The organism is Burkholderia pulmonis (assembly GCF_984667975.1).
This window is the reverse complement of sequence record NZ_OZ480186.1, coordinates 1-21,570: the sequence shown is the minus strand read 5'-3', so window position 1 is coordinate 21,570 and position 21,570 is coordinate 1. Positions and strand designations below refer to the sequence as shown.

Here is a 21,570-nt window from a genome sequence, read left to right as displayed (position 1 = left end):
CCGGCTGCCGGTTACTGCGTCGCGACGATGAAATTGCGAATGAAGATCATCAGGAAGCCGAGCACCGGCGTCGCGACCCCGAAGCCCGTCGCCGCGAGCCAGTTCGTGCCGCCTTGCGCTTCCAGCAGCGCAAGAAACGATTCGCGGGATGTCGCGTTCGGGCGCAGCTTTTCGATCCTGCGTTCGACGTGGGTCTTGTAGATGCCGTTCCCGTACCAGCCGAGCGACACCGCGATCGCAATCGTGACCGGGTCGAGCGTGCTCGATTCGAAGTATTTCGGGAAGTACAGCAGCTCGACCAGCGTGATGCCGAGCGTGACGCCCAGCACGGCGGCCGCCTGCCAGTACATGCATCGATACGCCATCCAGACCGGGCCCAGGAAGCACGCGCCCCAGTTCCACGACTGCCGGCTCTTGCGCGATTCGGCGATCGCCCATTTCCGTTCGAACCAGCTGGCTTTCTTGCCGACGTAAGCGGCGATTTCCTCGTTGCTCGCGGACGATGCGGCGGTCGTGACCTCGGACATGTTCGTGTGCTCTCAGTCGCGCGGATCGCGCGTTGTTGTTTTGATGCGGTGGAGATCGAGCGACACATGGAGCGGTCGCTTCGGTGCGCACACGATTCTACGCGCCGTACGGCGGCCGTTGTGTGGCGGGTCGGGATGCGGGTGAGGACACGATGCCGTGTATCGCGCAACGCATCGGGGCTTCACGCGTTGTTTCGGACCGGAAAAGAAAAACGCCACGCGATGTTGCCGCGTGGCGTTTGTATGTTGGCGAGCCGCATTGCCTGTAGGCAAGTTGTGCTGCCAGACCCCTTCATTTTGTTCGTTGGTAGGCTCGATTGGATTCGAACCAACGACCCCCACCATGTCAAGGTGGTGCTCTAACCAACTGAGCTACGAGCCTAAGAAGCCGCGAATTATAGAGAGGGTTTTCGAGGAGCACAAGCCCCTTCGTGAAAATTTTTTGAATCGACGCGTGCGGGGGCTGACGATCGAGTGTGCCTCGCGATGCCGGGCACGTTGTCTTCACCTCTTCGCCTCACAGCAAAACGCGTCAATGTGCGGTGAGGTTATCCACATTGCCCTCTGGATAACCGTCCGGCAAGCCTCTGGATTCACAGTGGAACGATTGAGGATATGTCGGCGAGTCTGTGAATCGACGAAAAGTTGTTCTGTGCTGCCAGGAGCTGTTCACGTGGCTCACCCATGGTTATGCATTCCGCTTCGTGCTGAAGATTCAGTGCGTTACGGAGGTTATCCACTGTGGGGCACAGGGCTTGTTAACTATCACTACGTATATATACGAACCCTGTTAACACCTTTGGATAAGCACAGTCCGTCGACTGTGATCCGCTCGGGATATGAACTGCGTGCAGCGAGCAGAGGAACGAATCGGGAAGCTGTGAAGCGCCTGGGTGATACGTGAGCCGTCATGTCTGTAGAATCGCCGGCATTCCGGATGCAACGGCCCGGCGCACAGGCTCACGGCATATGACCGATTCTTCGTCGACCCGTCTCGACGCGCTTGATATCGATGCGCTCGTACACCGGATGCAGCAACATCCGGGCGACATCGTGTTCGAGCGACGCGTATCGATACCGGAAGCCGATGTCCTGTGTTGCTGCTACAAAGGCGAGCGATTCAACGTGAAGTTCGATCTCGACTACGAGGTGTCGGTTGACCGTGTCGGCAAGCTGTCCGGCGAGGACGTCGCGGAGATCGTTAGATGGCTCACGAAGGAAGCAGGGTGATCACGGCGGAAGACATGACTGAACTACGTGAGGCAAGTCGATGACGTACGAGGTCCTGATGGTGTCGCGCGGCGAGATCGTGCTATCCGACGGAGAGCGGACCGTGCGGGTGTCTGGCGAGGCGTTGCTGCCCGGCGTGGACAATGGTCCCGCATTTGTCGTCTATGTCGAATCGATGATGTACGTCGAGCCGACGAACGATGACGGGACGATCGATTCCGTCACCCGCCAGGACGTGCTGTCGGCGATCACCGCGTATTTCTCGTCGCGACGCGCGACGGTCGAATTTGAACCCTGAGCCGTCGATGACGACGACCGACACGATGAAACCGAAGAAAGACCCGGGCGACATGAGCACTGCCCGCAACCGGAGCCGGTAATGGGGCCGATCGTCTGCCATCGGCATGGATACGACAACGGGATCACGACGTCGACGGGCATTGCCGCGCGCATCCGGCAGCGCGGACAGTTCTTGTCCGGCGAACTGGTGAAGGTTTCGCTCGACCGGCCGAAGTACAGCCGGGAAATGTGGATGCTGCGTGCGGAACTCGACGAGCACGAGGTCGATGCGACCTTGGTCGACAACGTTGCGCACGTGAAGGCGTTTCCGAAGATTGCAGCGCTGGAGCGCTTGCGCGCGCATCTGTGTTCGGCATGCCTGGACGAACTGCTCGTGCGCTCCGGCGAAACGCCCTATAAACCGACGACGAAAGAGCAGGCGTTCGACACGTCCGTTGTCGCGGCGAATGCGAAATGGCCTTCGAATCACGCGCGATGCGAGCTTCACGGCTTGATCCTGCCGACCCGAACCTCGCCGGATATCGAAACGGCGATCCTGACGATCGATGTGATTCGCGATCGTCACGTCGTGCAGGTGACGAATGGCAGCGCGAAGCACGAACCGAAGCACTGGTTCGACGAAGCTTTTTTGCGCAAGGTGCTCGGGCCGGATATCGACATCGTCGAGTCGACGTTCCGGATCGACGATCGGGCTACGTTCGTGAGGCTGTGGGACGCCGGTGAGCGCGTGTGCCCGGTGTGCCTGCGGGAGGTGTTGAAGCGCAGCGGGCCAGGTAGCAATGACACGCCGACGTGAACGCAATGGATCAGCGATGACGGACACGATCGAGCAGTACGACATGACGGACGACGCCACCCGGCGCAAGATCTTCTGGCTGCTTCAACGCCTGACGAGCCTGTCGCTCTGGACGCGCAAGCGCGAGGCGTTCGCGCGATTCGCGAACGCATACGAGCATGCAGTGAACACGTGGCCCGATGACGATCCGGAGCCCATTCAGGACACCCACTTTCCGATCATCGCCGAGATTCTCGCTGCTTACGATCGCGGGCTAACCGAGCTGGCCAGAGGGAACCGGTTCGGCTGGCAGCGCGGTGGGCCGCTGCAGCACGCGTCCAGGCGGTATGACCTTTTGGACGCCTATTTCTACCCTAATCCGGATTACTGGGATCGCGGTGGGCAGATTGCCCCATACCCGCCGAAGATCGACGCGCTGGCCCGGCTGCTGCACGCTTCGGAATACCAGTTGGAGTATGCGCCGTTCAGTCGGGAAGGTTATTTCGGAGACCTCGCAAAACTGCACTCGGCAAGACTGCTGCTGTCCCCGAGTGCCTATGAGCGCAACTTCCACACGCTTCCGTATCCGATGTTTCCAGAGCACCTGCCCGAGGTTCCGCAAGCGGTGGGCCCGGTCATCTGGACCGGCCGGAAAGTGCCTTGCGACGGCATCTGGGAGCCTGTCGTCGTCGGGTGGTCGAGGCGGCCGGGCATCGTGCCTGTCGTCATGCCCAGTTTGCGTAATGGAGGTTGCTTCAATTATTTCATCCGGGGCACGCGTGCGCCGAACATCACGGATGATTTCCCGGGATTGTTCATCCCGACGTGCTGGCGATTGTTATGGGAAGACCGGCGTTACGCAGACGGCGTCGTTCCCGACGAATCGCAGTATTTCCTCGAGCCGCGGCAAGCGTCGCAGACGAGCCTGAACCCGTGATACCCGGAGAACACCATGAGCAAGCTGAATTTCGGCGCGGTCGATCGATGCTCGGTCACGCTCAACACCGCGACGCTTCTCGGGACTTATCTGACCAAGTGACGTTGGAGGCGGTGGAGGTGGTCGACCTTTGGATGTGGATAACGCACCATAAAACGAGGTGAAACGCTGTGCAGACAGAAGGTGAGCGTGCAGCTGGATCGCAGGCTGGGCGTGGATTCCGGCGAGATCTGACCGCGGCAGACAGAGCCGAATGCGCGAGCAAACAACGGGATGGAGGCAGTCGGCGCGCGACGTCGACGCACGCGGAATGTGCGTCGTGTCTCGTGCGCTTGTCGGCGGCTGGTATGTGGACAACCCACACCTCCGACCAGTCGAATCGCTGTGCATCGAACGGGTGAGCACCATGCATTCGACTACGCAAATCAGCCGAAACACCTTCTCTGACAAGGATTTGCCGGAATGGAGCAGGTGATGCGGAGTGTGTCCGCGCAATCCGTCGTGATGGAATGCGTTGTGGATATCGAGCAGCCAAGGCACTCGAAATCCTGTGCAGCCAACGGGTGAGGGGAAGCGAATTTGGTGCGGATGTTCGCACTATCTCACGGGGTGTGGATATCGCGCGCCCAAACAACCCGAAACGCTGTGCAGACCCAAGGTGAGCGAACGGACCGATGTCCGCATGAAGCGCCACCATGATCGATGTGAACATCCTGTTCCGCAGCGACTCGAAACCCTGTGATTCTAAAGGTGAGGGTACCGAACCCGCTCCATCGATGCGGAAAACCAGCCGGCAAAGTCAGTCGGAACGCTGTGCAATCAACGGGTGAGCGTAATCGCATTCAAGCCCGCCGAGCCACACCGCACAAGGCTCAGGCGGCCACCACCGACCGCCGGCAGGGCGCGCATCGTACCACTCAAGTCTGCTGATCGAGCGCCTGTACGACGGCCTTTTCCCCGAGACTCCCGGCTGGCCCGACCACCGCATAGTTGAGTCCGTTCACCGATCCATACCGCGCGAGCAACGCGCCATCCACGCGTTGCCCGGCCGGCAGCAGCCGATGTTCCGATTCCGCGGGACGGAGATAGAAGCTCAGCGTCTGCCCGGCGCCATCCTCATAGAGCACCATCGCGGCCGTGGCGCCGCTGTCCGTCGTGAACAGCCGCCCGCCAACCGGCCTGAACCCCGCCGCGCTCAAATCCGGCAGTCTCGCCGAAGCGCCCACGCGTTTGGTGAGCCACCCCTGCAAATCACCCGCACCCGTCGGCCGGTAATCGACCTTGGCCGTCTGATCGACCACCATCATCCGGTAAGCCTTGACGGCATCGCTCATCGGCGCGATCGGCGGCGCGGCATTCCACCCGCGCGCCTGCCACCCGCCGAACGTCCCCAGCCCGACGCAGAACACGAACGAAGCCGCCATCGCGAACCGCATCCGCGAGCGCTCCGCGCGCCGGCCGCGAATTGCCGCCGGATCGAGCGCGGGGTTATCGGCCGGCATCCGCACGCTCTCCAGCGCGGACCGCAACCGCTGCGCATCCTGCTGCCATTGCTTCACCTGTTCCGCGCGCTTCGGATGCAGCGCGAGATAGCGCTCGACCGCGGCGCGCGCCTCGTCGTCGAGCTGGCCGTCGACATAGGCCTGAAGGTCGTGTTCGTTCGGAGGCGTGTTCATTTCTTCATCAATCGCAAGGAAGGAGCGGGAAGCTCGCCATCGCTGAGCTGGCGCAGCGCCTGGCGTGCGCGGGAGAGCCGCGACATCACGGTGCCGATCGGCACCTCGAGCAGGTCGGCGACTTCCTGATAGGTGAAGCCCTCGACCGCGACGAGCAGCAGCAGGCTGCGCTGCTCGTCGGAGAGCCGGCCGAACGCTTCGAGCGTCGCGCGCGCCGCGAATTCGCGTTCGGCGGACGGCCAGTGCGCTTCGTCGTCGTCGCGGATGCGGCCGAGCAGCCAGTTATAGCGCTTCGCGCTGCGTTTCCCGTCGAGAAACTGCCGGTACAGGATCGTGAAGAGCCAACTGCGCAGCGACGCGTCGTCGCGACGGCTCGTCCAGCGCGACAGTGCGCGCTCGAGCGTCGACTGGACGAGATCGTCGGCCGCGTGGACGTCGCGCGCCAGCCAGAGTGCGAAGCGTCGCAGCCTGGGGATGAGTTCGCGCAATGCTTCGTCGTCGAGGGCGGTGGAGGGCATGGCCGGGCCGGTTGCCGAAAGGGTCGAGATGCCGCGTAGGACGCCGGCCGGCATCGATTATTCCATCCAGCATAGGAAAAAAATTTCCGTGGAATAAAGCGGCGCGGCTGGCGTCTTACGCGCGTTCGACAATGATCTGACGATCGGGAGCGCATTCATGAAGCAATCTTCCTCTTCTTCGCCGCAGAGCGAGCCCGGGCGCGGGTGGTGGCGCTGGGCCGTGATCGGCGGCGCGGTGGCCGGCGTGACCGTCGCGTTTGGCTACACGGGCGGCTGGCTCGCGCCGGCGCGTCTGACCCCGCACCGGCTCGTCGATGCGCTGCAGACCAACAGCGGCATCCATCCGGGCTTCCGGCGCAATCACGCGAAGGGCGTATGCGTGACCGGTTACTTCGAGGGCAACGGCGCCGCGAGCGCGTATTCGGTCGCGCCGTTCTTCAAGGCGGTGCGTACGCCGGTGGTCGGGCGCTTCGCGTTGCCGGGCGGGAATCCTTATGCGCCCGACAGCAGCGTGCCGATCCGCAGCCTCGCGCTGAGGCTCACCGCGCCGGACGGCGAGCAATGGCGAACCGGGATGAACGCGATGCCGGTATTCCCGGTGGCGACACCGCAGGCGTTCTACCAGCAGACGCTGGCGACCCGGCCCGATCCGAAGACGGGCAAGCCCGATCCGGCGAAGGTGAAGGCGTTCTTCGGCGCGCATCCGGAGGCGGCCGCGTTCCTGCAATGGGTGAAGGGTGCGAAGCCGAGCGCGAGTTACGTCACCGAAAGCTATTACGGGTTGAACGCGTTCTACTTCGTCGACGCGGCCGGCAAGCGCCAGGCGGTGCGGTGGCGCGTCGTGCCGGAGCAGACGGCCGGCGCCGGCGACGTCGCGACGGCTGCCGATCCGAACGTACTGCAGCAGGACCTGACGCAGCGCGTCGCGGCCGGCGCGCAGAAGTGGAAGCTGCTGGTCACGCTGGCGGAGCCCGGCGATCCGGTGGACGACGCGACGAAGGTCTGGCCTGCGCAGCGCACGACGATCGATGCGGGCACGCTCGTGCTCGACCGGGTGGAGGCGCAGGACAGCGGGCCGTGCCGCGACGTGAATTACGACCCGACGGTGCTGCCGCAGGGGATTCAGGTGTCGGGCGATCCGCTGCTGGCGGCGCGCTCGGCGGCGTATGCGGATTCGTATTTGCGGCGCACGAGCGAAGAGGCCGGGGTGGCAGGCGTGGCGCGATTGAGTGGGGAGGGACGATGATGAAGGATTCGACGACGTTTAGCTTGCCGGCGCGGGTGCTGCACTGGGTGATGGCCGCGATGATCCTCGCGATGCTGTTCATCGGGGTGGGGATGGTGGCGTCCGTTTCCGAGCGGCACGAGATCCTGGTGGCGATTCACAAGCCGCTGGGCGTGGCCGTGCTGGTGCTCGTGTGCGTGCGGATCGTGGTGCGGGTGCTGTCGAAGCCGCCGGCGCTGCCCGAGGATCTGCCTTGGTGGCAGAAGGTGGCCGCGCACGGGTCCCATCTCGTGCTGTATGCGCTGATGGTGGCGATGCCGCTGATCGGGTGGGCGATGCTGTCGGCCGGCGGGTACCCGGTGACGCTGGGCGGTGGCGTGCAGTTGCCGGCGATCGTTTCGGCTGATCCGGTGACGTTCGCCTGGCTCAGGGTTGCGCATCGCGTGCTGGCCTATCTGTTCTTCCTGACGTTCCTCGCGCACTTTGCGGCGGCGCTGTATCACGGGCTGATTCGGCGGGACGGCGTGGTGAGGGCGATGGTGGGGCGGTAATCGACGGAAGTTGCGTTCGATACGGCGGGGCGGTTCACGGGCGACCGAGGTTGCTCCTGCCGTGTCGCCTATATATGAGCACTGAGGTGGTTCAGTGGCACCCGGCACGGCATGTCAAAAATATTTCACAAAGGGGGTTGCGTAGATGGGAGCGCATGCTTAGAATCACGCCTCTTTCGCGCTAACGGAAACGCAGCGCGGGGGAAGAAGGGAAGCGGTGCTGTTGAAGTTGGTTTTAACAACTCCAGTGCACACGAAATTAAACCGCAGTCGTCGCAACGAAGTAGTTAAAAAAGTTGTTGACGAGTTTTAAAAAACGGTTGATAATCTCGCTTCTCTGCTGCTGAAAACGCAGCGCTGCTGAGAAACACGAAGTTTCTCGCAGAAATGCTCTTTAAAAATTAACAGCCGATAAGTGTGGGCGCTTGATGGAAGCGAGCTGATCTTCGGATCAGATAGCGAAAGTATCAAGAGTCTCACACTAAAGTAAGTCAGGTTTATGAAGTGATTCATATTCCTGTCAGCTTTGAGTGAGCGACCGGTTCTTAACTGAACCGAAAACAGTAACAGGTTTAAACTGAAGAGTTTGATCCTGGCTCAGATTGAACGCTGGCGGCATGCCTTACACATGCAAGTCGAACGGCAGCACGGGTGCTTGCACCTGGTGGCGAGTGGCGAACGGGTGAGTAATACATCGGAACATGTCCTGTAGTGGGGGATAGCCCGGCGAAAGCCGGATTAATACCGCATACGATCTACGGATGAAAGCGGGGGACCTTCGGGCCTCGCGCTATAGGGTTGGCCGATGGCTGATTAGCTAGTTGGTGGGGTAAAGGCCTACCAAGGCGACGATCAGTAGCTGGTCTGAGAGGACGACCAGCCACACTGGGACTGAGACACGGCCCAGACTCCTACGGGAGGCAGCAGTGGGGAATTTTGGACAATGGGCGAAAGCCTGATCCAGCAATGCCGCGTGTGTGAAGAAGGCCTTCGGGTTGTAAAGCACTTTTGTCCGGAAAGAAATCCTTGGCCCTAATACGGTCGGGGGATGACGGTACCGGAAGAATAAGCACCGGCTAACTACGTGCCAGCAGCCGCGGTAATACGTAGGGTGCGAGCGTTAATCGGAATTACTGGGCGTAAAGCGTGCGCAGGCGGTTTGTTAAGACCGATGTGAAATCCCCGGGCTCAACCTGGGAACTGCATTGGTGACTGGCAAGCTAGAGTATGGCAGAGGGGGGTAGAATTCCACGTGTAGCAGTGAAATGCGTAGAGATGTGGAGGAATACCGATGGCGAAGGCAGCCCCCTGGGCCAATACTGACGCTCATGCACGAAAGCGTGGGGAGCAAACAGGATTAGATACCCTGGTAGTCCACGCCCTAAACGATGTCAACTAGTTGTTGGGGATTCATTTCCTTAGTAACGTAGCTAACGCGTGAAGTTGACCGCCTGGGGAGTACGGTCGCAAGATTAAAACTCAAAGGAATTGACGGGGACCCGCACAAGCGGTGGATGATGTGGATTAATTCGATGCAACGCGAAAAACCTTACCTACCCTTGACATGGTCGGAATTCCGCTGAGAGGTGGAAGTGCTCGAAAGAGAACCGATACACAGGTGCTGCATGGCTGTCGTCAGCTCGTGTCGTGAGATGTTGGGTTAAGTCCCGCAACGAGCGCAACCCTTGTCCTTAGTTGCTACGCAAGAGCACTCTAAGGAGACTGCCGGTGACAAACCGGAGGAAGGTGGGGATGACGTCAAGTCCTCATGGCCCTTATGGGTAGGGCTTCACACGTCATACAATGGTCGGAACAGAGGGTTGCCAACCCGCGAGGGGGAGCTAATCCCAGAAAACCGATCGTAGTCCGGATTGCACTCTGCAACTCGAGTGCATGAAGCTGGAATCGCTAGTAATCGCGGATCAGCATGCCGCGGTGAATACGTTCCCGGGTCTTGTACACACCGCCCGTCACACCATGGGAGTGGGTTTTACCAGAAGTGGCTAGTCTAACCGCAAGGAGGACGGTCACCACGGTAGGATTCATGACTGGGGTGAAGTCGTAACAAGGTAGCCGTATCGGAAGGTGCGGCTGGATCACCTCCTTTCTAGAGCTTCTCGCAAAGTTGAGCGCTCACGCTTATCGGCTGTTGATTAAGACAGACTAGCTGTCTGCGGTATAAACCGGTTAAAATGCCGGCCGCATTCAATAATCTTCAATGACAAACATTCGAATGAAGTTTGGTTCGAGTTTTTCTCATTGGCGATTGAGCCAGTCAGAGCGGTACGAAAGTATCGGCTGTCGTTCTTTAACAATCTGGAAGAAGTAAGTAATTTGGATAGCGGAAGCGTCTATGAGATGGACGTGAAAACTATCCGGGTTGTGATTGTATCGATGTATCTCAAGATGATTCGAACTTAACGTTCGGCTCAATTGGAATACGGCACAAATGCGAGAACTCAACCTGTAGCGACTGTCGCGAGACAGACTCGTTATAGGGTCAAGCGAACAAGTGCATGTGGTGGATGCCTTGGCGATCACAGGCGATGAAGGACGCGGTAGCCTGCGAAAAGCTACGGGGAGCTGGCAAACAAGCTTTGATCCGTAGATGTCCGAATGGGGAAACCCACTCCTTTTGGAGTATCCATGGCTGAATACATAGGCCATGTGAAGCGAACGCGGTGAACTGAAACATCTAAGTAACCGCAGGAAAAGAAATCAACCGAGATTCCCAAAGTAGTGGCGAGCGAAATGGGATGAGCCTTGTACTCTTTATTTGTATTGTTAGCCGAACGCTCTGGAAAGTGCGGCCATAGCGGGTGATAGCCCCGTAGGCGAAAACAGTATGAAAGAACTAAGTGTACGATAAGTAGGGCGGGACACGTGAAATCCTGTCTGAAGATGGGGGGACCATCCTCCAAGGCTAAATACTCGTGATCGACCGATAGTGAACCAGTACCGTGAGGGAAAGGTGAAAAGAACCCCGGGAGGGGAGTGAAATAGATCCTGAAACCGCATGCATACAAACAGTCGGAGCCTCGAAAGGGGTGACGGCGTACCTTTTGTATAATGGGTCAGCGACTTACGTTCAGTAGCAAGCTTAACCGTATAGGGCAGGCGTAGCGAAAGCGAGTCCGAATAGGGCGTTCAGTTGCTGGGCGTAGACCCGAAACCAAGTGATCTATCCATGGCCAGGATGAAGGTGCGGTAACACGTACTGGAGGTCCGAACCCACTAACGTTGAAAAGTTAGGGGATGAGCTGTGGATAGGGGTGAAAGGCTAAACAAACTTGGAAATAGCTGGTTCTCTCCGAAAACTATTTAGGTAGTGCCTCGTGTCTCACCTTCGGGGGTAGAGCACTGTCATGGTTGGGGGGTCTATTGCAGATTACCCCGCCATAGCAAACTCCGAATACCGAAGAGTGCAATCACGGGAGACAGACATCGGGTGCTAACGTCCGGTGTCAAGAGGGAAACAACCCAGACCGCCAGCTAAGGTCCCCAAATATAGCTAAGTGGGAAACGAAGTGGGAAGGCTAAAACAGTCAGGAGGTTGGCTTAGAAGCAGCCATCCTTTAAAGAAAGCGTAATAGCTCACTGATCGAGTCGTCCTGCGCGGAAGATGTAACGGGGCTAAGCTATATACCGAAGCTGCGGATGCGTGCTTTGCACGCATGGTAGGAGAGCGTTCCGTAAGCCTGCGAAGGTGCGTTGAAAAGCGTGCTGGAGGTATCGGAAGTGCGAATGCTGACATGAGTAGCGATAAAGGGGGTGAAAGGCCCCCTCGCCGTAAGCCCAAGGTTTCCTACGCAACGTTCATCGGCGTAGGGTGAGTCGGCCCCTAAGGCGAGGCAGAAATGCGTAGCTGATGGGAAGCAGGTCAATATTCCTGCACCATTGTTAAATGCGATGGGGGGACGGATCGCGGAAGGTTGTCCGGGTGTTGGAAGTCCCGGTCGCTGCATTGGAGAAGGCGCTTAGGCAAATCCGGGCGCGGAATTCAAGGGTGTGGCGCGAGCTCCTTAGGGAGCGAAGCAATTGGAAGTGGTTCCAAGAAAAGCCTCTAAGCTTCAGTTTAACAATGACCGTACCGCAAACCGACACAGGTGGGCGAGATGAGTATTCTAAGGCGCTTGAGAGAACTCGGGAGAAGGAACTCGGCAAATTGGTACCGTAACTTCGGGATAAGGTACGCCCTTGTAGCTTGATGCCCCTGCGGGCAGAGGGTGAAGGGGTTGCAATAAACTGGTGGCTGCGACTGTTTAATAAAAACACAGCACTCTGCAAACACGAAAGTGGACGTATAGGGTGTGACGCCTGCCCGGTGCCGGAAGATTAAATGATGGGGTGCAAGCTCTTGATTGAAGTCCCGGTAAACGGCGGCCGTAACTATAACGGTCCTAAGGTAGCGAAATTCCTTGTCGGGTAAGTTCCGACCTGCACGAATGGCGTAACGATGGCCACACTGTCTCCTCCCGAGACTCAGCGAAGTTGAAGTGTTTGTGATGATGCAATCTACCCGCGGCTAGACGGAAAGACCCCATGAACCTTTACTGTAGCTTTGCATTGGACTTTGAACCGATCTGTGTAGGATAGGTGGGAGGCTATGAAACCGGAACGCTAGTTTCGGTGGAGCCGTCCTTGAAATACCACCCTGGTTTGTTTGAGGTTCTAACCTTGGCCCGTGATCCGGGTCGGGGACAGTGCATGGTAGGCAGTTTGACTGGGGCGGTCTCCTCCCAAAGCGTAACGGAGGAGTACGAAGGTACGCTAGGTACGGTCGGAAATCGTGCTGATAGTGCAATGGCATAAGCGTGCTTAACTGCGAGACCGACAAGTCGAGCAGGTGCGAAAGCAGGTCATAGTGATCCGGTGGTTCTGTATGGAAGGGCCATCGCTCAACGGATAAAAGGTACTCTGGGGATAACAGGCTGATACCGCCCAAGAGTTCATATCGACGGCGGTGTTTGGCACCTCGATGTCGGCTCATCTCATCCTGGGGCTGTAGCCGGTCCCAAGGGTATGGCTGTTCGCCATTTAAAGAGGTACGTGAGCTGGGTTTAAAACGTCGTGAGACAGTTTGGTCCCTATCTGCCGTGGGCGTTGGATATTTGAAGGGGGCTGCTCCTAGTACGAGAGGACCGGAGTGGACGAACCTCTGGTGTACCGGTTGTCACGCCAGTGGCATCGCCGGGTAGCTATGTTCGGAAGAGATAACCGCTGAAAGCATCTAAGCGGGAAACTCGCCTTAAGATGAGATATCCCTGGGGACTAGATCCCCTTGAAGGGTCGTTCGAGACCAGGACGTTGATAGGTCAGGTGTGTAAGCGCAGTAATGCGTTCAGCTAACTGATACTAATTGCCCGTAAGGCTTGATCCTATAACAAGTCTGTCTCGACAGTCGTTAGCGCTTCAGCGCTGTACGAATGTCGAGCATCGAGTGCAAGGCGCTCGATGTACTGCGGTTGAAGTACCGCATATGTGTGAGATACAACCTCACAACCCAACCAAATTACTGCTTCTTCCAAGATTGGTTGTGCTGCGAAGTCAGCACAACATCCCTCTTTGCCTGATGACCATAGCGAGTCGGTCCCACCCCTTCCCATCCCGAACAGGACCGTGAAACGACTCTACGCCGATGATAGTGCGGATTCCCGTGTGAAAGTAGGTAATCGTCAGGCTCCCTAAGCCAGAAACCCCCGCCCGAAAGGCGGGGGTTTTTGCATTTCGGCGATGGAAATGTATGGTGCGCCTGGTATGGGTTGCAGCTCGTGCTGAAAGGCTACGTGGCAGCGGACCTGAGTGACCGGCCCGCTGCATTTGCAGGGCAATCGTCGCTTGTCACAGTTACTAACGGTGCAGAGTATCGGGTACTGAGCTACCTGAGCGGTGGTGACTTGCGACGCCCACCGTGGGCAATGCGTCGATCACATCGGCGTGATGATGATCCGCTTGTCCTCGACAGTCACCCGTACGCGTTCTCCTACTTCGAATCCCGCATCCTCAAGCCATACTCCCGCCAATTTGATCCACGGGAAATACGTCGTGTTCAGTTTCCGGTGCGCTCTGATGGCGCGGAGGACCCTAGACAAGGAATGATGGCGCGCTGACTCTTGAACAGTGATGAAGCGTTCCGTTACGACAGGGCGTGACTTATGATTGGCGTTAGCCATTTCCGACTCCTAGTGTGAGTTGGTTGTGGTCAGCGGGTCGTATGGGTGGCAGCCCATGCGGCCCGCGCTCTTACTGCTTTGCTCTCTCTTCAGCCTTCCTTCTAGTTCGCGATTTCTAGTGCAGCTATCTTCTCTATCGCGCGCACTACGGACAGTTTAGTTCGTGGGGCATCTCATAAATCGAATTAGTTGTTGGATGGCCAAACGGCGAATCCGTAAAGAAGAGACGCATCGGACATAGAGAGAATTTCGTATCTGTCCAATAGTTTGCCGACGACAGAAATGATATGAATTCGCATACCTAATAAAATAAGGCGAAGCATAATGAAACGGTTCTATCTCAAGAAGGGAGACCGCTCGTCGAACGGTGGAGTCGTCCTCGAGGGCATGGATTTCTTCATGCATCACGGTACGCCGGTTACCTTTCTCGGCGCCAAAGTTTACTGCTCCGCGTGCGAGTCGACCGGCGTTATCGTGGGCCAGGGGCCACGGTGGCCAGATTCACTCATGGGCAAGCACGCTGCGCTTGACGGTGATCTCTGCTCTTGCCGTTGCCACCCGAACCCTGTCATGCGGGCATCTCAGGATACCGCTTCGATGAGGTTCACCGCCGGAGAGCTGGCCGAACTGGGCTTCTGCCCGGCAGGGAATCCACTTCCGGAGCGTCGTCTCGAATCGTGCGACGAGCGAGTGCGAGTCGTTGACCATGACGGCAAGCCTCTACCCGGTGTGCCTTATAACATTCGTACTGCATCTGGCGTCACGTACAAAGGGCTGACTGATAGCCAGGGGCGCTGCCCTCGCGTTCACACTGACAATCCTCAGCAGCTCGACATCGCGATTGGCTTCCAGGCGCTGCAAAGGTGGGCGCGATGAGCGACTATGGACGCAACCTCTAGCGGATGCAGGCTCTTTTTCAAAGAGCCGCGAAGCCGCCTCATGCCGGAGATCGTGCCAACGAAGTGTCAGCAGTTCAGGATTCTTCGTTCCGGCCGCCTGGAGAGTGCGCTACCAGACGCAGATCACCGCATACGCTGGTAGCAAAGACAAGTCCTAATAGGTTGTGGCGAACGTCAGGTGGACCGAATGTGGCGCGTGCGAGTCGCGTGTCATCGCCTTCCGTATGCGCCGCAAGATAACGGAGGACGTTGGTTGCACGCATGGATAGCGGCAGAACTGCCGGTACGCCCTTGTTGTCGGCCCCTCGGGCGTCCCAGGGAAACGGATAACTCGTGCTTTCAGATCCGTCCATTTCCATCGGAGACTGAACAGGGCGCCTTGGTGTAGGCTGGTTTCAATGGCGAGTTCGAAGGCGGGGGTGACCCATTGATTGCGGCTGGCAGACAGAAGGGACTTGAGCTTGTCGAATTCGCCAGGGTGTAGGCGGCGGTCTCGGGCTTTGCTGCCCGATGGCTTCCGGATGTTGCCGAGCGGGTTCAACAGCCCCTCCACGCGGCGGCCGGCCGCGCGGCGTTTGTCTCGGTACTTGGCAAAGTCGGCACCCTTCAGGTTGGCGAGTTCGAAACGCTAAGTCGTTCGCCAGCCAGCGGTCAATGCGACGTTCTTCTTGGTAGGGATGGCGCTTCTCGGGGACGATCTCTCTCCGGTAGCGTTCCAGTGCTTCGGCCAAGGTTGTTCGCTCGGCTTCGGATCGATCGACATACGATCCCGTATCCATCTCGCCCTCGACGTGGCGAGCCCATTTTTGTGCCTGTTGCTTCGTGTCGAACGTGCGATAGACCGGTTTGTACCCACGCCGACGAACCTCTGCGCGCCAATACTCCCCGCGCTGATTGATGTATGCCAGTCCAGACTTCATGCGAAAGATTGAGTTCGCTTGGTCTGGATTCTTCCGTTCCGGCAGATTTCCGGCAAAGGCCAGTTTTTGACGCCTACCCACGCGGGCGATAGACGAAAAAAAGCACCAACGCTTTCGCACAAGTGCTTGATTTTCTAATACAAAATTCGATGGTGAGGCGTGAGTGACTCGAACACTCGACCTACGGATTAAGAATCCGTAGGTCGAGATAGTGATGCAGTGGTCGCAGTCCTTACGAGAAACTTGATAACCTACCAGCCACATACTTGCAGGATTGTGGGATCTAACGTGCTTGCTTGCCCGGCCTATGAGCAAAAATCAAACGTCAATATTCCCCGCCCGCAACGCATTCGACTCAATAAACGCCCGCCGCGGCTCGACATCATCCCCCATGAGGGTGGTAAAGATCCCATCCGCAGCAATCGCATCCTCGATCTGCACACGCAGCAGTCGCCGCACCGTCGGATCCATCGTCGTTTCCCACAGCTGCCCGGGGTTCATCTCCCCCAGCCCCTTATACCGCTGCTTCGAAACGTTCCGCTCGGCATCCGCCAGCAGCCATTTCATCGCGCTCTTGAAGTCCGCCACGACCATGCTGCGCTCACCGCGCTTGATGATCGCACCTTCCCCGATGAGCCCCTTGAACGTATTCGCGGTGGTCACGAGCTGCTGATAATCCGCCGTGTGCTGGAATTCCTGGTCGATGACCGAAACGCGCACGTTGCCGTGATGCGTCCGCTCGACGTGCAGCGACCGCTGTTCGCGAACCGGATCATACGAAGGCACAACCCGCACTTCGTTCTTCAGCGCTTCATCATGCAATGCAGCGTGCAGGGCCTTAGCCGAAGCCTCGGTCGAAGCCTCGTTGGAGAGGTCGATCACCACGCCGTCCATGACCGCTTCCAGCGCGGCCGGGTCATACAACCGGCTCAACCGCTCGATCACGCTCTTCGACAGCAGGTACGACCGCGCCAGCTCCCCAAGCGCATCGCCCGAAATCGCAGCGGCATTCTCACCCGGCACCAGCTCTGAGCCTTGCAGCGCCAACCGCAGCATGTGCGCGTTCAGCTCCACGTCATCCTTCAGATACCGCTCGTCCTTGCCCGCCTTGATCTTGTAAAGCGGCGGCTGCGCGATATACACGTATCCGCGCTCGATCATGTCCGGCATCTGGCGATACAGGAACGTGAGCAGCAGCGTCCGGATGTGCGCACCGTCCACGTCCGCGTCGGTCATGATGATGATGCGGTGATAGCGCAGCTTGTCGAGGTTGTAGTCTTCCTTGCCGATCCCGCACCCAAGCGCGGTCACGAGCGTGACGATCTGTTCCGACGACAGCAGCTTGTCGTAGCGCGCCTTCTCGACGTTCAGCACCTTGCCGCGCAGCGGCAGGATCGCCTGGAACTTCCGGTCACGCCCTTGCTTCGCCGAACCACCTGCCGAGTCACCCTCGACGATGTAGATTTCGCACTTCGCCGGGTCTTTCTCCTGGCAGTCCGCGAGCTTGCCCGGCAGGCCGACGCCGTCGAGCACGCCCTTGCGGCGCGTCATTTCACGCGCCTTCCGCGCAGCATCACGCGCACGCGCGGCTTCGACGATCTTCCCGCAGATGATCTTCGCGTCGATCGGCGTTTCGAGCAGGAACTCTTCCAGCGCCTTCGCGACGACGTCTTCAACCGGCGCGCGCACTTCCGACGACACCAGCTTGTCCTTCGTCTGCGAGCTGAACTTCGGCTCCGGCACCTTCACGGAGAGCACGCACGACAGCCCTTCGCGCATGTCGTCGCCGGTCGTCTCGACCTTCGCCTTCTTCGCGATTTCGTTGTCGGTGATGTACTTGTTGATGACGCGCGTCATCGCGGCCCGCAGGCCGGTCAGGTGCGTGCCGCCGTCGCGCTGCGGAATGTTGTTCGTGAAGCACAGCACGTTTTCGTTGTAGCTGTCGTTCCACTGCATCGCGACTTCGACGCCCACGTTATCCTTCTCGCCGGTGGCGAAGAAGATGGTCGGGTGCAGGTTGGTCTTCGTCTTGTTGATGTACTCGACGAAGCCCTTCACACCGCCGGCGAACGCGAAATCGTCTTCCTTGCCCGAGCGCAGGTCCGTGAGGCGAATCCGCACGCCGTTGTTCAGGAACGAAAGCTCGCGCATCCGCTTCGCGAGGATGTCGTAGTGATACTCGACCGTGCCGAAAATAGTCGGATCGGCCATGAAGTGCACTTCGGTGCCGCGGTTCTCGGTGTCACCCGTCACGAGCATCGGCGACACTTCCACGCCGTCCACCGTATCGAGCACGCGATCCTGCGCGACGCCGCGATGGAATTCCATGAAACGCTTCTTGCCGTCGCGGCGCACGGTGAGGCGCAGCCAGCTCGACAGCGCGTTCACGCACGACACGCCCACGCCGTGCAGGCCGCCGGACACCTTGTAGCTGTTCTGGTCGAACTTGCCGCCGGCGTGCAGCTCGGTCATCACGATCTCGGCGGCGCTGCGCTTCGGCTCGTGCTTGTCGTTCATCTTCACGTCGGTCGGAATCCCGCGGCCGTTGTCGGTCACGGAAATCGAGTTGTCGGCGTGAATCGTCACGTGGATGTCGTTGCAGTACCCGGCCAACGCTTCGTCGATCGAGTTGTCGAGCACCTCGAACACGAGGTGATGCAGACCGGTGCCGTCCGACGTGTCGCCGATGTACATCCCGGGGCGCTTGCGCACCGCTTCCAGACCTTCGAGGATCTGGATCGACGAGGCGCCGTAGCTGCTGTTATCGGGTTGCGTATTGTGCTGTTCACTCATGGATATCTTCCGGTTCTGCGAGGCCACTCAAGCGGCGGCGCGATGCGTTTTCTTGCGAAAACGCCGGGCCGCTCCAGTTTTCCTGGCCCGTCCGAGGCGCCGTTAGGGCACCAAAGGGACGGGTTGTCGGTTCGCCATAAAAACGCCAAAGGGGCTTGCCGCCCCCTGGTGTGTGTCGTGATGTCGCGCGCGTCAGATGCGCATCGGCATCACGACATACTTGAACTCTTCGTTCTCGGGCACGGTAATCAGCGCGCTCGAGCTGGCGTCGCCGAGGCTCACCTGCACGGTGTCGACCTTCAGGTTCGCGAGCACGTCGAGCAGATACGTGACGTTGAAGCCGATGTCGACGGTATCGCCCTGGTAGGCGATTTCCAGTTCTTCCTGCGCCTCTTCCTGATCGGCGTTGGTCGACATGATCTTCAGCTGGCCCGGCGCGATGATGCAGCGCACGCCCTTGAACTTGTCCGAGGTCAGGATCGCCGCGCGCTGCAGCGAACGCTGCAGTTCTTCACGGCCGATCTCGAACGTGTTCTTGTGCGCCTTCGGGATCACGCGCTGGAAGTCGGGGAACTTGCCCTCGACGAGTTTCGACACGAGCTCGACCTGGCCGAACGTGAACTTGGCCTGGGTTTGCGCGATGTCGATGGTGACGGTGTCGTCGATGTCTTCGAGCAGGCGCTGCAGCTCGAGAATCGTCTTGCGCGGCACGATGACTTCCTGACGGCCGAACGTGCCGCCTTCGAGCTTCATCGACGAGAACGCGAGGCGGTGGCCGTCGGTGGCCACGGCCATCAGCTGGTCGCCGTCGACGACGAGCAGCATGCCGTTCAGGTAGTAGCGGATGTCCTGCTGCGCCATCGCGAAGTGCACCATGCCGAGCAGCTGGCGGAACGACTTCTGCGGGACGGTGAGCGTGGCGCCGAAATCCTTTGCCTGCGCGACGGTCGGGAACTCGTCGGCCGCCAGCGTCTGCAGTGCGAAACGGCTCTTGCCGGACTGAACGGTGAGGCGCTTGTCGGCGAGCGACAGCGTGACCTGGCCGTCAGGCATCGCACGCAGGATGTCGAGCAGCTTGCGCGCCGCGACGGTGGTCGCGACCTGGTCGCCGCCGACGCCGAAATCGGCGCGCGTGGTGATCTGCAGCTCCAGGTCGGTCGACAGGAACGAAACGTCCGGGCCGTTCTTGGTGATCAGCAGGTTGGCAAGGATCGGCAACGTATGGCGGCGTTCGACGATGCCGCTGACCGTTTGCAGCGGCCTGAGGAGGGTGTCTCGTTCGGTCTTGACCAGTTGCATAGAGTTCCTTCGTTGAGTAACGGCCTGCAGCGCAGCAGCCTCGCAGCGCCCCGCCGGCCGGGCTCTTGGCCCGCCACCACCGGGGCGGTCAAACCAGTATTGTGCCTCAAAACCGAACCGCCCCCCTTAAATTGGGGCGGAGGCCGAATTATCAAGCGCGCCCGCGCGCTCAGCCCTTCAGCGTCTGTTCCAGCACGTGCAGCTCGTGGTTGAGCTGCGCGTCCTTGCTGCGCTCGTCGGCGATCTTGCGCACCGCGTGCAGCACGGTGGTGTGATCGCGCCCGCCGAACAGCTCGCCGATTTCCGGCAGGCTCTTCTGCGTGAGTTCCTTCGCGAGATACATCGCAATCTGCCGCGGCCGCGCGATGTTCGCGGGGCGCTTCTTCGAATACATGTCGGCGACCTTGATGTTGTAGAAGTCGGCGACGGTCTTCTGGATGTTCTCGACCGAAATCTGCCGGTTCTGCACGGTCAGCAGGTCCTTCAGCGCTTCCTTGGTCAGCTCGATCGAGATCTCGCGGCCGTGGAACTTCGAATACGCGAGGATCTTGCGCAGCGCGCCTTCGAGCTCGCGCACGTTCGAGCGCAGGTGCTTCGCGACGAAGAACGCGACATCTTCCGACAGGTTCACGCCTTCCGACTGCGCCTTGCGCATCAGGATCGCGACGCGCATCTCGAGCTCGGGCGGCTCGATCGCGACGGTGAGGCCCGAATCGAAGCGCGAGATCAGGCGATCGTCGATGCCCGAGATTTCCTTCGGATACGTGTCGCTGGTGATGATCACCTGCGCCTTGTTCGCGACCAGCGCCTCGAACGCGTAGAAGAATTCCTCTTGCGTGCGCGACTTGCCGGAGAAGAACTGGATATCGTCGATCAGCAGCAGGTCGAGCGAGTGGTAGTAGCGCTTGAAGTCGTCGAACGCCTTGCGCTGGTACGCCTTCACCACGTCGGACACGTATTGTTCGGCGTGGATGTAGCGGATCCGCGCGCCGGCCTTGTCGAGCAGCAGCTGGTTGCCGATCGCGTGGATCAGGTGGGTCTTGCCGAGGCCGACGCCGCCGTACAGGAACAGCGGGTTGTACGAGATGCCGGGGTTGTCCGCGACCTGGATCGCGGCGGCGCGCGCGAGCTGGTTGGCCTTACCGGTCACGAAGTTGTCGAACGTCAGTACCGGGTTCAGCTTCGAACGTTCGTACATCGAATCGGCTTCGCCGCCGGACGGAGCCGCGCCGGGGCCCGGGCGCCACGTGCGGCGGCCGGCCGCCGCTTCGTGCGCGGGCAGGCTCGGCAGGTCGATGTCGGCGTCGTCGGCGTTCAGGTGATGCGCGGCAGCGGCCGACGGCGTCATCGGCACGTTGGCCGGCGCGGCGGGCGCAGCTGCGGCATTCGCGGCGAGGTTGGCGGCGATCGCGGCGACCGTCGCGGCCGGGCCGCTCGGCGCCAGCGGCGCGCGCGGAGCAGCCGGTGCGCCGGTCGCGGGAGCGGCGCTGCGCATGCCTGCCTTCGGATCGAGGACGAACTGGACTTCGATCGGCGCGTTCCAGAAATCACGGGCCAGATCGGAGATCCGACCCGAAAACTGGCTCTTGACCCAGTCCAGCTTGAACCGGTTCGGCGCGGCGATGGACAGCGTGTTCGCCGACGCATCGAAGGCCACCGGGGCCAGGGGTTTGATCCACGTCACGTACTGCTGGGGCGTCAGCTCGCGCTCCAGCAGTGCGGAACAGTGTTGCCAGAAATCGTTCAT

14 protein-coding genes, 1 tRNA gene and 3 rRNA genes are annotated in these 21,570 nt (G+C 59.6%); 10 read left to right on the top strand and 8 right to left on the bottom strand.

Annotation, left to right across the window (positions count from 1 at the left end; all coding sequences use genetic code 11):
- Window positions 1-11: 11 nt before the first annotated feature.
- Together AC5LXK_RS00090 and AC5LXK_RS00085 are read right to left on the bottom strand one after the other, a co-directional pair.
- Window positions 12-527, bottom strand: coding sequence for a DUF2628 domain-containing protein (locus tag AC5LXK_RS00090; protein WP_493389814.1), 516 nt, complete (start codon window positions 525-527; stop codon window positions 12-14).
- Between the two features lie 305 nt (window positions 528-832).
- Window positions 833-909: transfer RNA gene (locus tag AC5LXK_RS00085), tRNA-Val, on the bottom strand.
- Window positions 910-1,496: 587 nt separating this feature from the next.
- Between AC5LXK_RS00085 and AC5LXK_RS00080 the strand changes: the two genes are divergently transcribed.
- The 4 genes from AC5LXK_RS00080 (at window position 1,497) to AC5LXK_RS00065 (ending at window position 3,769) form a co-directional block, all read left to right on the top strand.
- Entirely contained in the window at window positions 1,497-1,757 is a 261-nt protein-coding gene (locus AC5LXK_RS00080) for a hypothetical protein (RefSeq protein WP_493389813.1), read from the top strand.
- 58 nt (window positions 1,758-1,815) lie between these two features.
- Window positions 1,816-2,055: an Imm74 family immunity protein gene (locus AC5LXK_RS00075; RefSeq protein ID WP_493389812.1), complete on the top strand. Its 240-nt coding sequence runs from the start codon at window positions 1,816-1,818 to the stop codon at window positions 2,053-2,055.
- An 81-nt stretch (window positions 2,056-2,136) separates the two neighbouring features.
- Complete coding sequence (locus tag AC5LXK_RS00070; protein WP_493389811.1) at window positions 2,137-2,853, top strand: hypothetical protein; 717 nt, start codon at window positions 2,137-2,139, stop codon at window positions 2,851-2,853.
- 16 nt (window positions 2,854-2,869) lie between these two features.
- Window positions 2,870-3,769: an Imm72 family immunity protein gene (locus AC5LXK_RS00065; protein WP_493389810.1), complete on the top strand. Its 900-nt coding sequence runs from the start codon at window positions 2,870-2,872 to the stop codon at window positions 3,767-3,769.
- 917 nt (window positions 3,770-4,686) lie between these two features.
- Here AC5LXK_RS00065 and AC5LXK_RS00060 read toward each other — a convergent pair.
- Together AC5LXK_RS00060 and AC5LXK_RS00055 are read right to left on the bottom strand one after the other, a co-directional pair.
- Window positions 4,687-5,445, bottom strand: a complete 759-nt coding sequence (locus AC5LXK_RS00060) for an anti-sigma factor family protein (protein WP_493389809.1) — start codon at window positions 5,443-5,445, stop codon at window positions 4,687-4,689.
- Window positions 5,442-5,963, bottom strand: a complete 522-nt coding sequence (locus tag AC5LXK_RS00055) for a sigma-70 family RNA polymerase sigma factor (RefSeq protein WP_060263554.1) — start codon at window positions 5,961-5,963, stop codon at window positions 5,442-5,444. The genes AC5LXK_RS00060 and AC5LXK_RS00055 overlap by 4 nt, the downstream gene beginning before the upstream one ends.
- 157 nt (window positions 5,964-6,120) lie before the next feature.
- Between AC5LXK_RS00055 and AC5LXK_RS00050 the strand changes: the two genes are divergently transcribed.
- The 5 genes from AC5LXK_RS00050 (at window position 6,121) to rrf (ending at window position 13,420) form a co-directional block, all read left to right on the top strand.
- Window positions 6,121-7,209: a catalase family peroxidase gene (locus AC5LXK_RS00050; protein ID WP_493389808.1), complete on the top strand. Its 1,089-nt coding sequence runs from the start codon at window positions 6,121-6,123 to the stop codon at window positions 7,207-7,209.
- The gene (locus AC5LXK_RS00045; RefSeq protein WP_493389807.1) at window positions 7,206-7,739 is read left to right on the top strand and encodes a cytochrome b; all 534 of its coding nucleotides are present in this window, start codon (window positions 7,206-7,208) and stop codon (window positions 7,737-7,739) included. Before AC5LXK_RS00050 ends, AC5LXK_RS00045 begins: the two co-directional genes overlap by 4 nt.
- Window positions 7,740-8,313: 574 nt before the next feature.
- Window positions 8,314-9,846 (top strand): 16S ribosomal RNA (locus tag AC5LXK_RS00040).
- Window positions 9,847-10,237: 391 nt separating this feature from the next.
- A 23S ribosomal RNA gene (locus AC5LXK_RS00035) occupies window positions 10,238-13,119 on the top strand.
- A 188-nt stretch (window positions 13,120-13,307) separates the two neighbouring features.
- Window positions 13,308-13,420, top strand: a 5S ribosomal RNA gene (gene rrf, locus AC5LXK_RS00030).
- The 16S, 23S and 5S rRNA genes sit together here, the layout of an rRNA operon.
- Window positions 13,421-13,666: 246 nt before the next feature.
- Here the strand turns inward: rrf and AC5LXK_RS00025 are convergent.
- Entirely contained in the window at window positions 13,667-13,912 is a 246-nt protein-coding gene (locus AC5LXK_RS00025; protein ID WP_493389806.1) for a SymE family type I addiction module toxin, read from the bottom strand.
- 324 nt (window positions 13,913-14,236) lie between these two features.
- Between AC5LXK_RS00025 and AC5LXK_RS00020 the strand changes: the two genes are divergently transcribed.
- Window positions 14,237-14,788: a PAAR domain-containing protein gene (locus AC5LXK_RS00020; protein ID WP_493389805.1), complete on the top strand. Its 552-nt coding sequence runs from the start codon at window positions 14,237-14,239 to the stop codon at window positions 14,786-14,788.
- Between the two features lie 1,261 nt (window positions 14,789-16,049).
- Here AC5LXK_RS00020 and gyrB read toward each other — a convergent pair.
- The 3 genes from gyrB to dnaA form a co-directional block, all read right to left on the bottom strand.
- A complete protein-coding gene (gyrB, locus tag AC5LXK_RS00015; RefSeq protein ID WP_493389804.1) occupies window positions 16,050-18,524 on the bottom strand; it encodes a DNA topoisomerase (ATP-hydrolyzing) subunit B in 2,475 nt (824 codons plus the stop codon).
- A 192-nt stretch (window positions 18,525-18,716) separates the two neighbouring features.
- Entirely contained in the window at window positions 18,717-19,823 is a 1,107-nt protein-coding gene (gene dnaN, locus AC5LXK_RS00010) for a DNA polymerase III subunit beta (protein ID WP_006750113.1), read from the bottom strand.
- A gap of 169 nt (window positions 19,824-19,992) precedes the next feature.
- Window positions 19,993-21,570 (bottom strand): chromosomal replication initiator protein DnaA, encoded by a 1,578-nt coding sequence (dnaA, locus tag AC5LXK_RS00005; RefSeq protein ID WP_493389803.1) that lies wholly within the window; start codon window positions 21,568-21,570, stop codon window positions 19,993-19,995.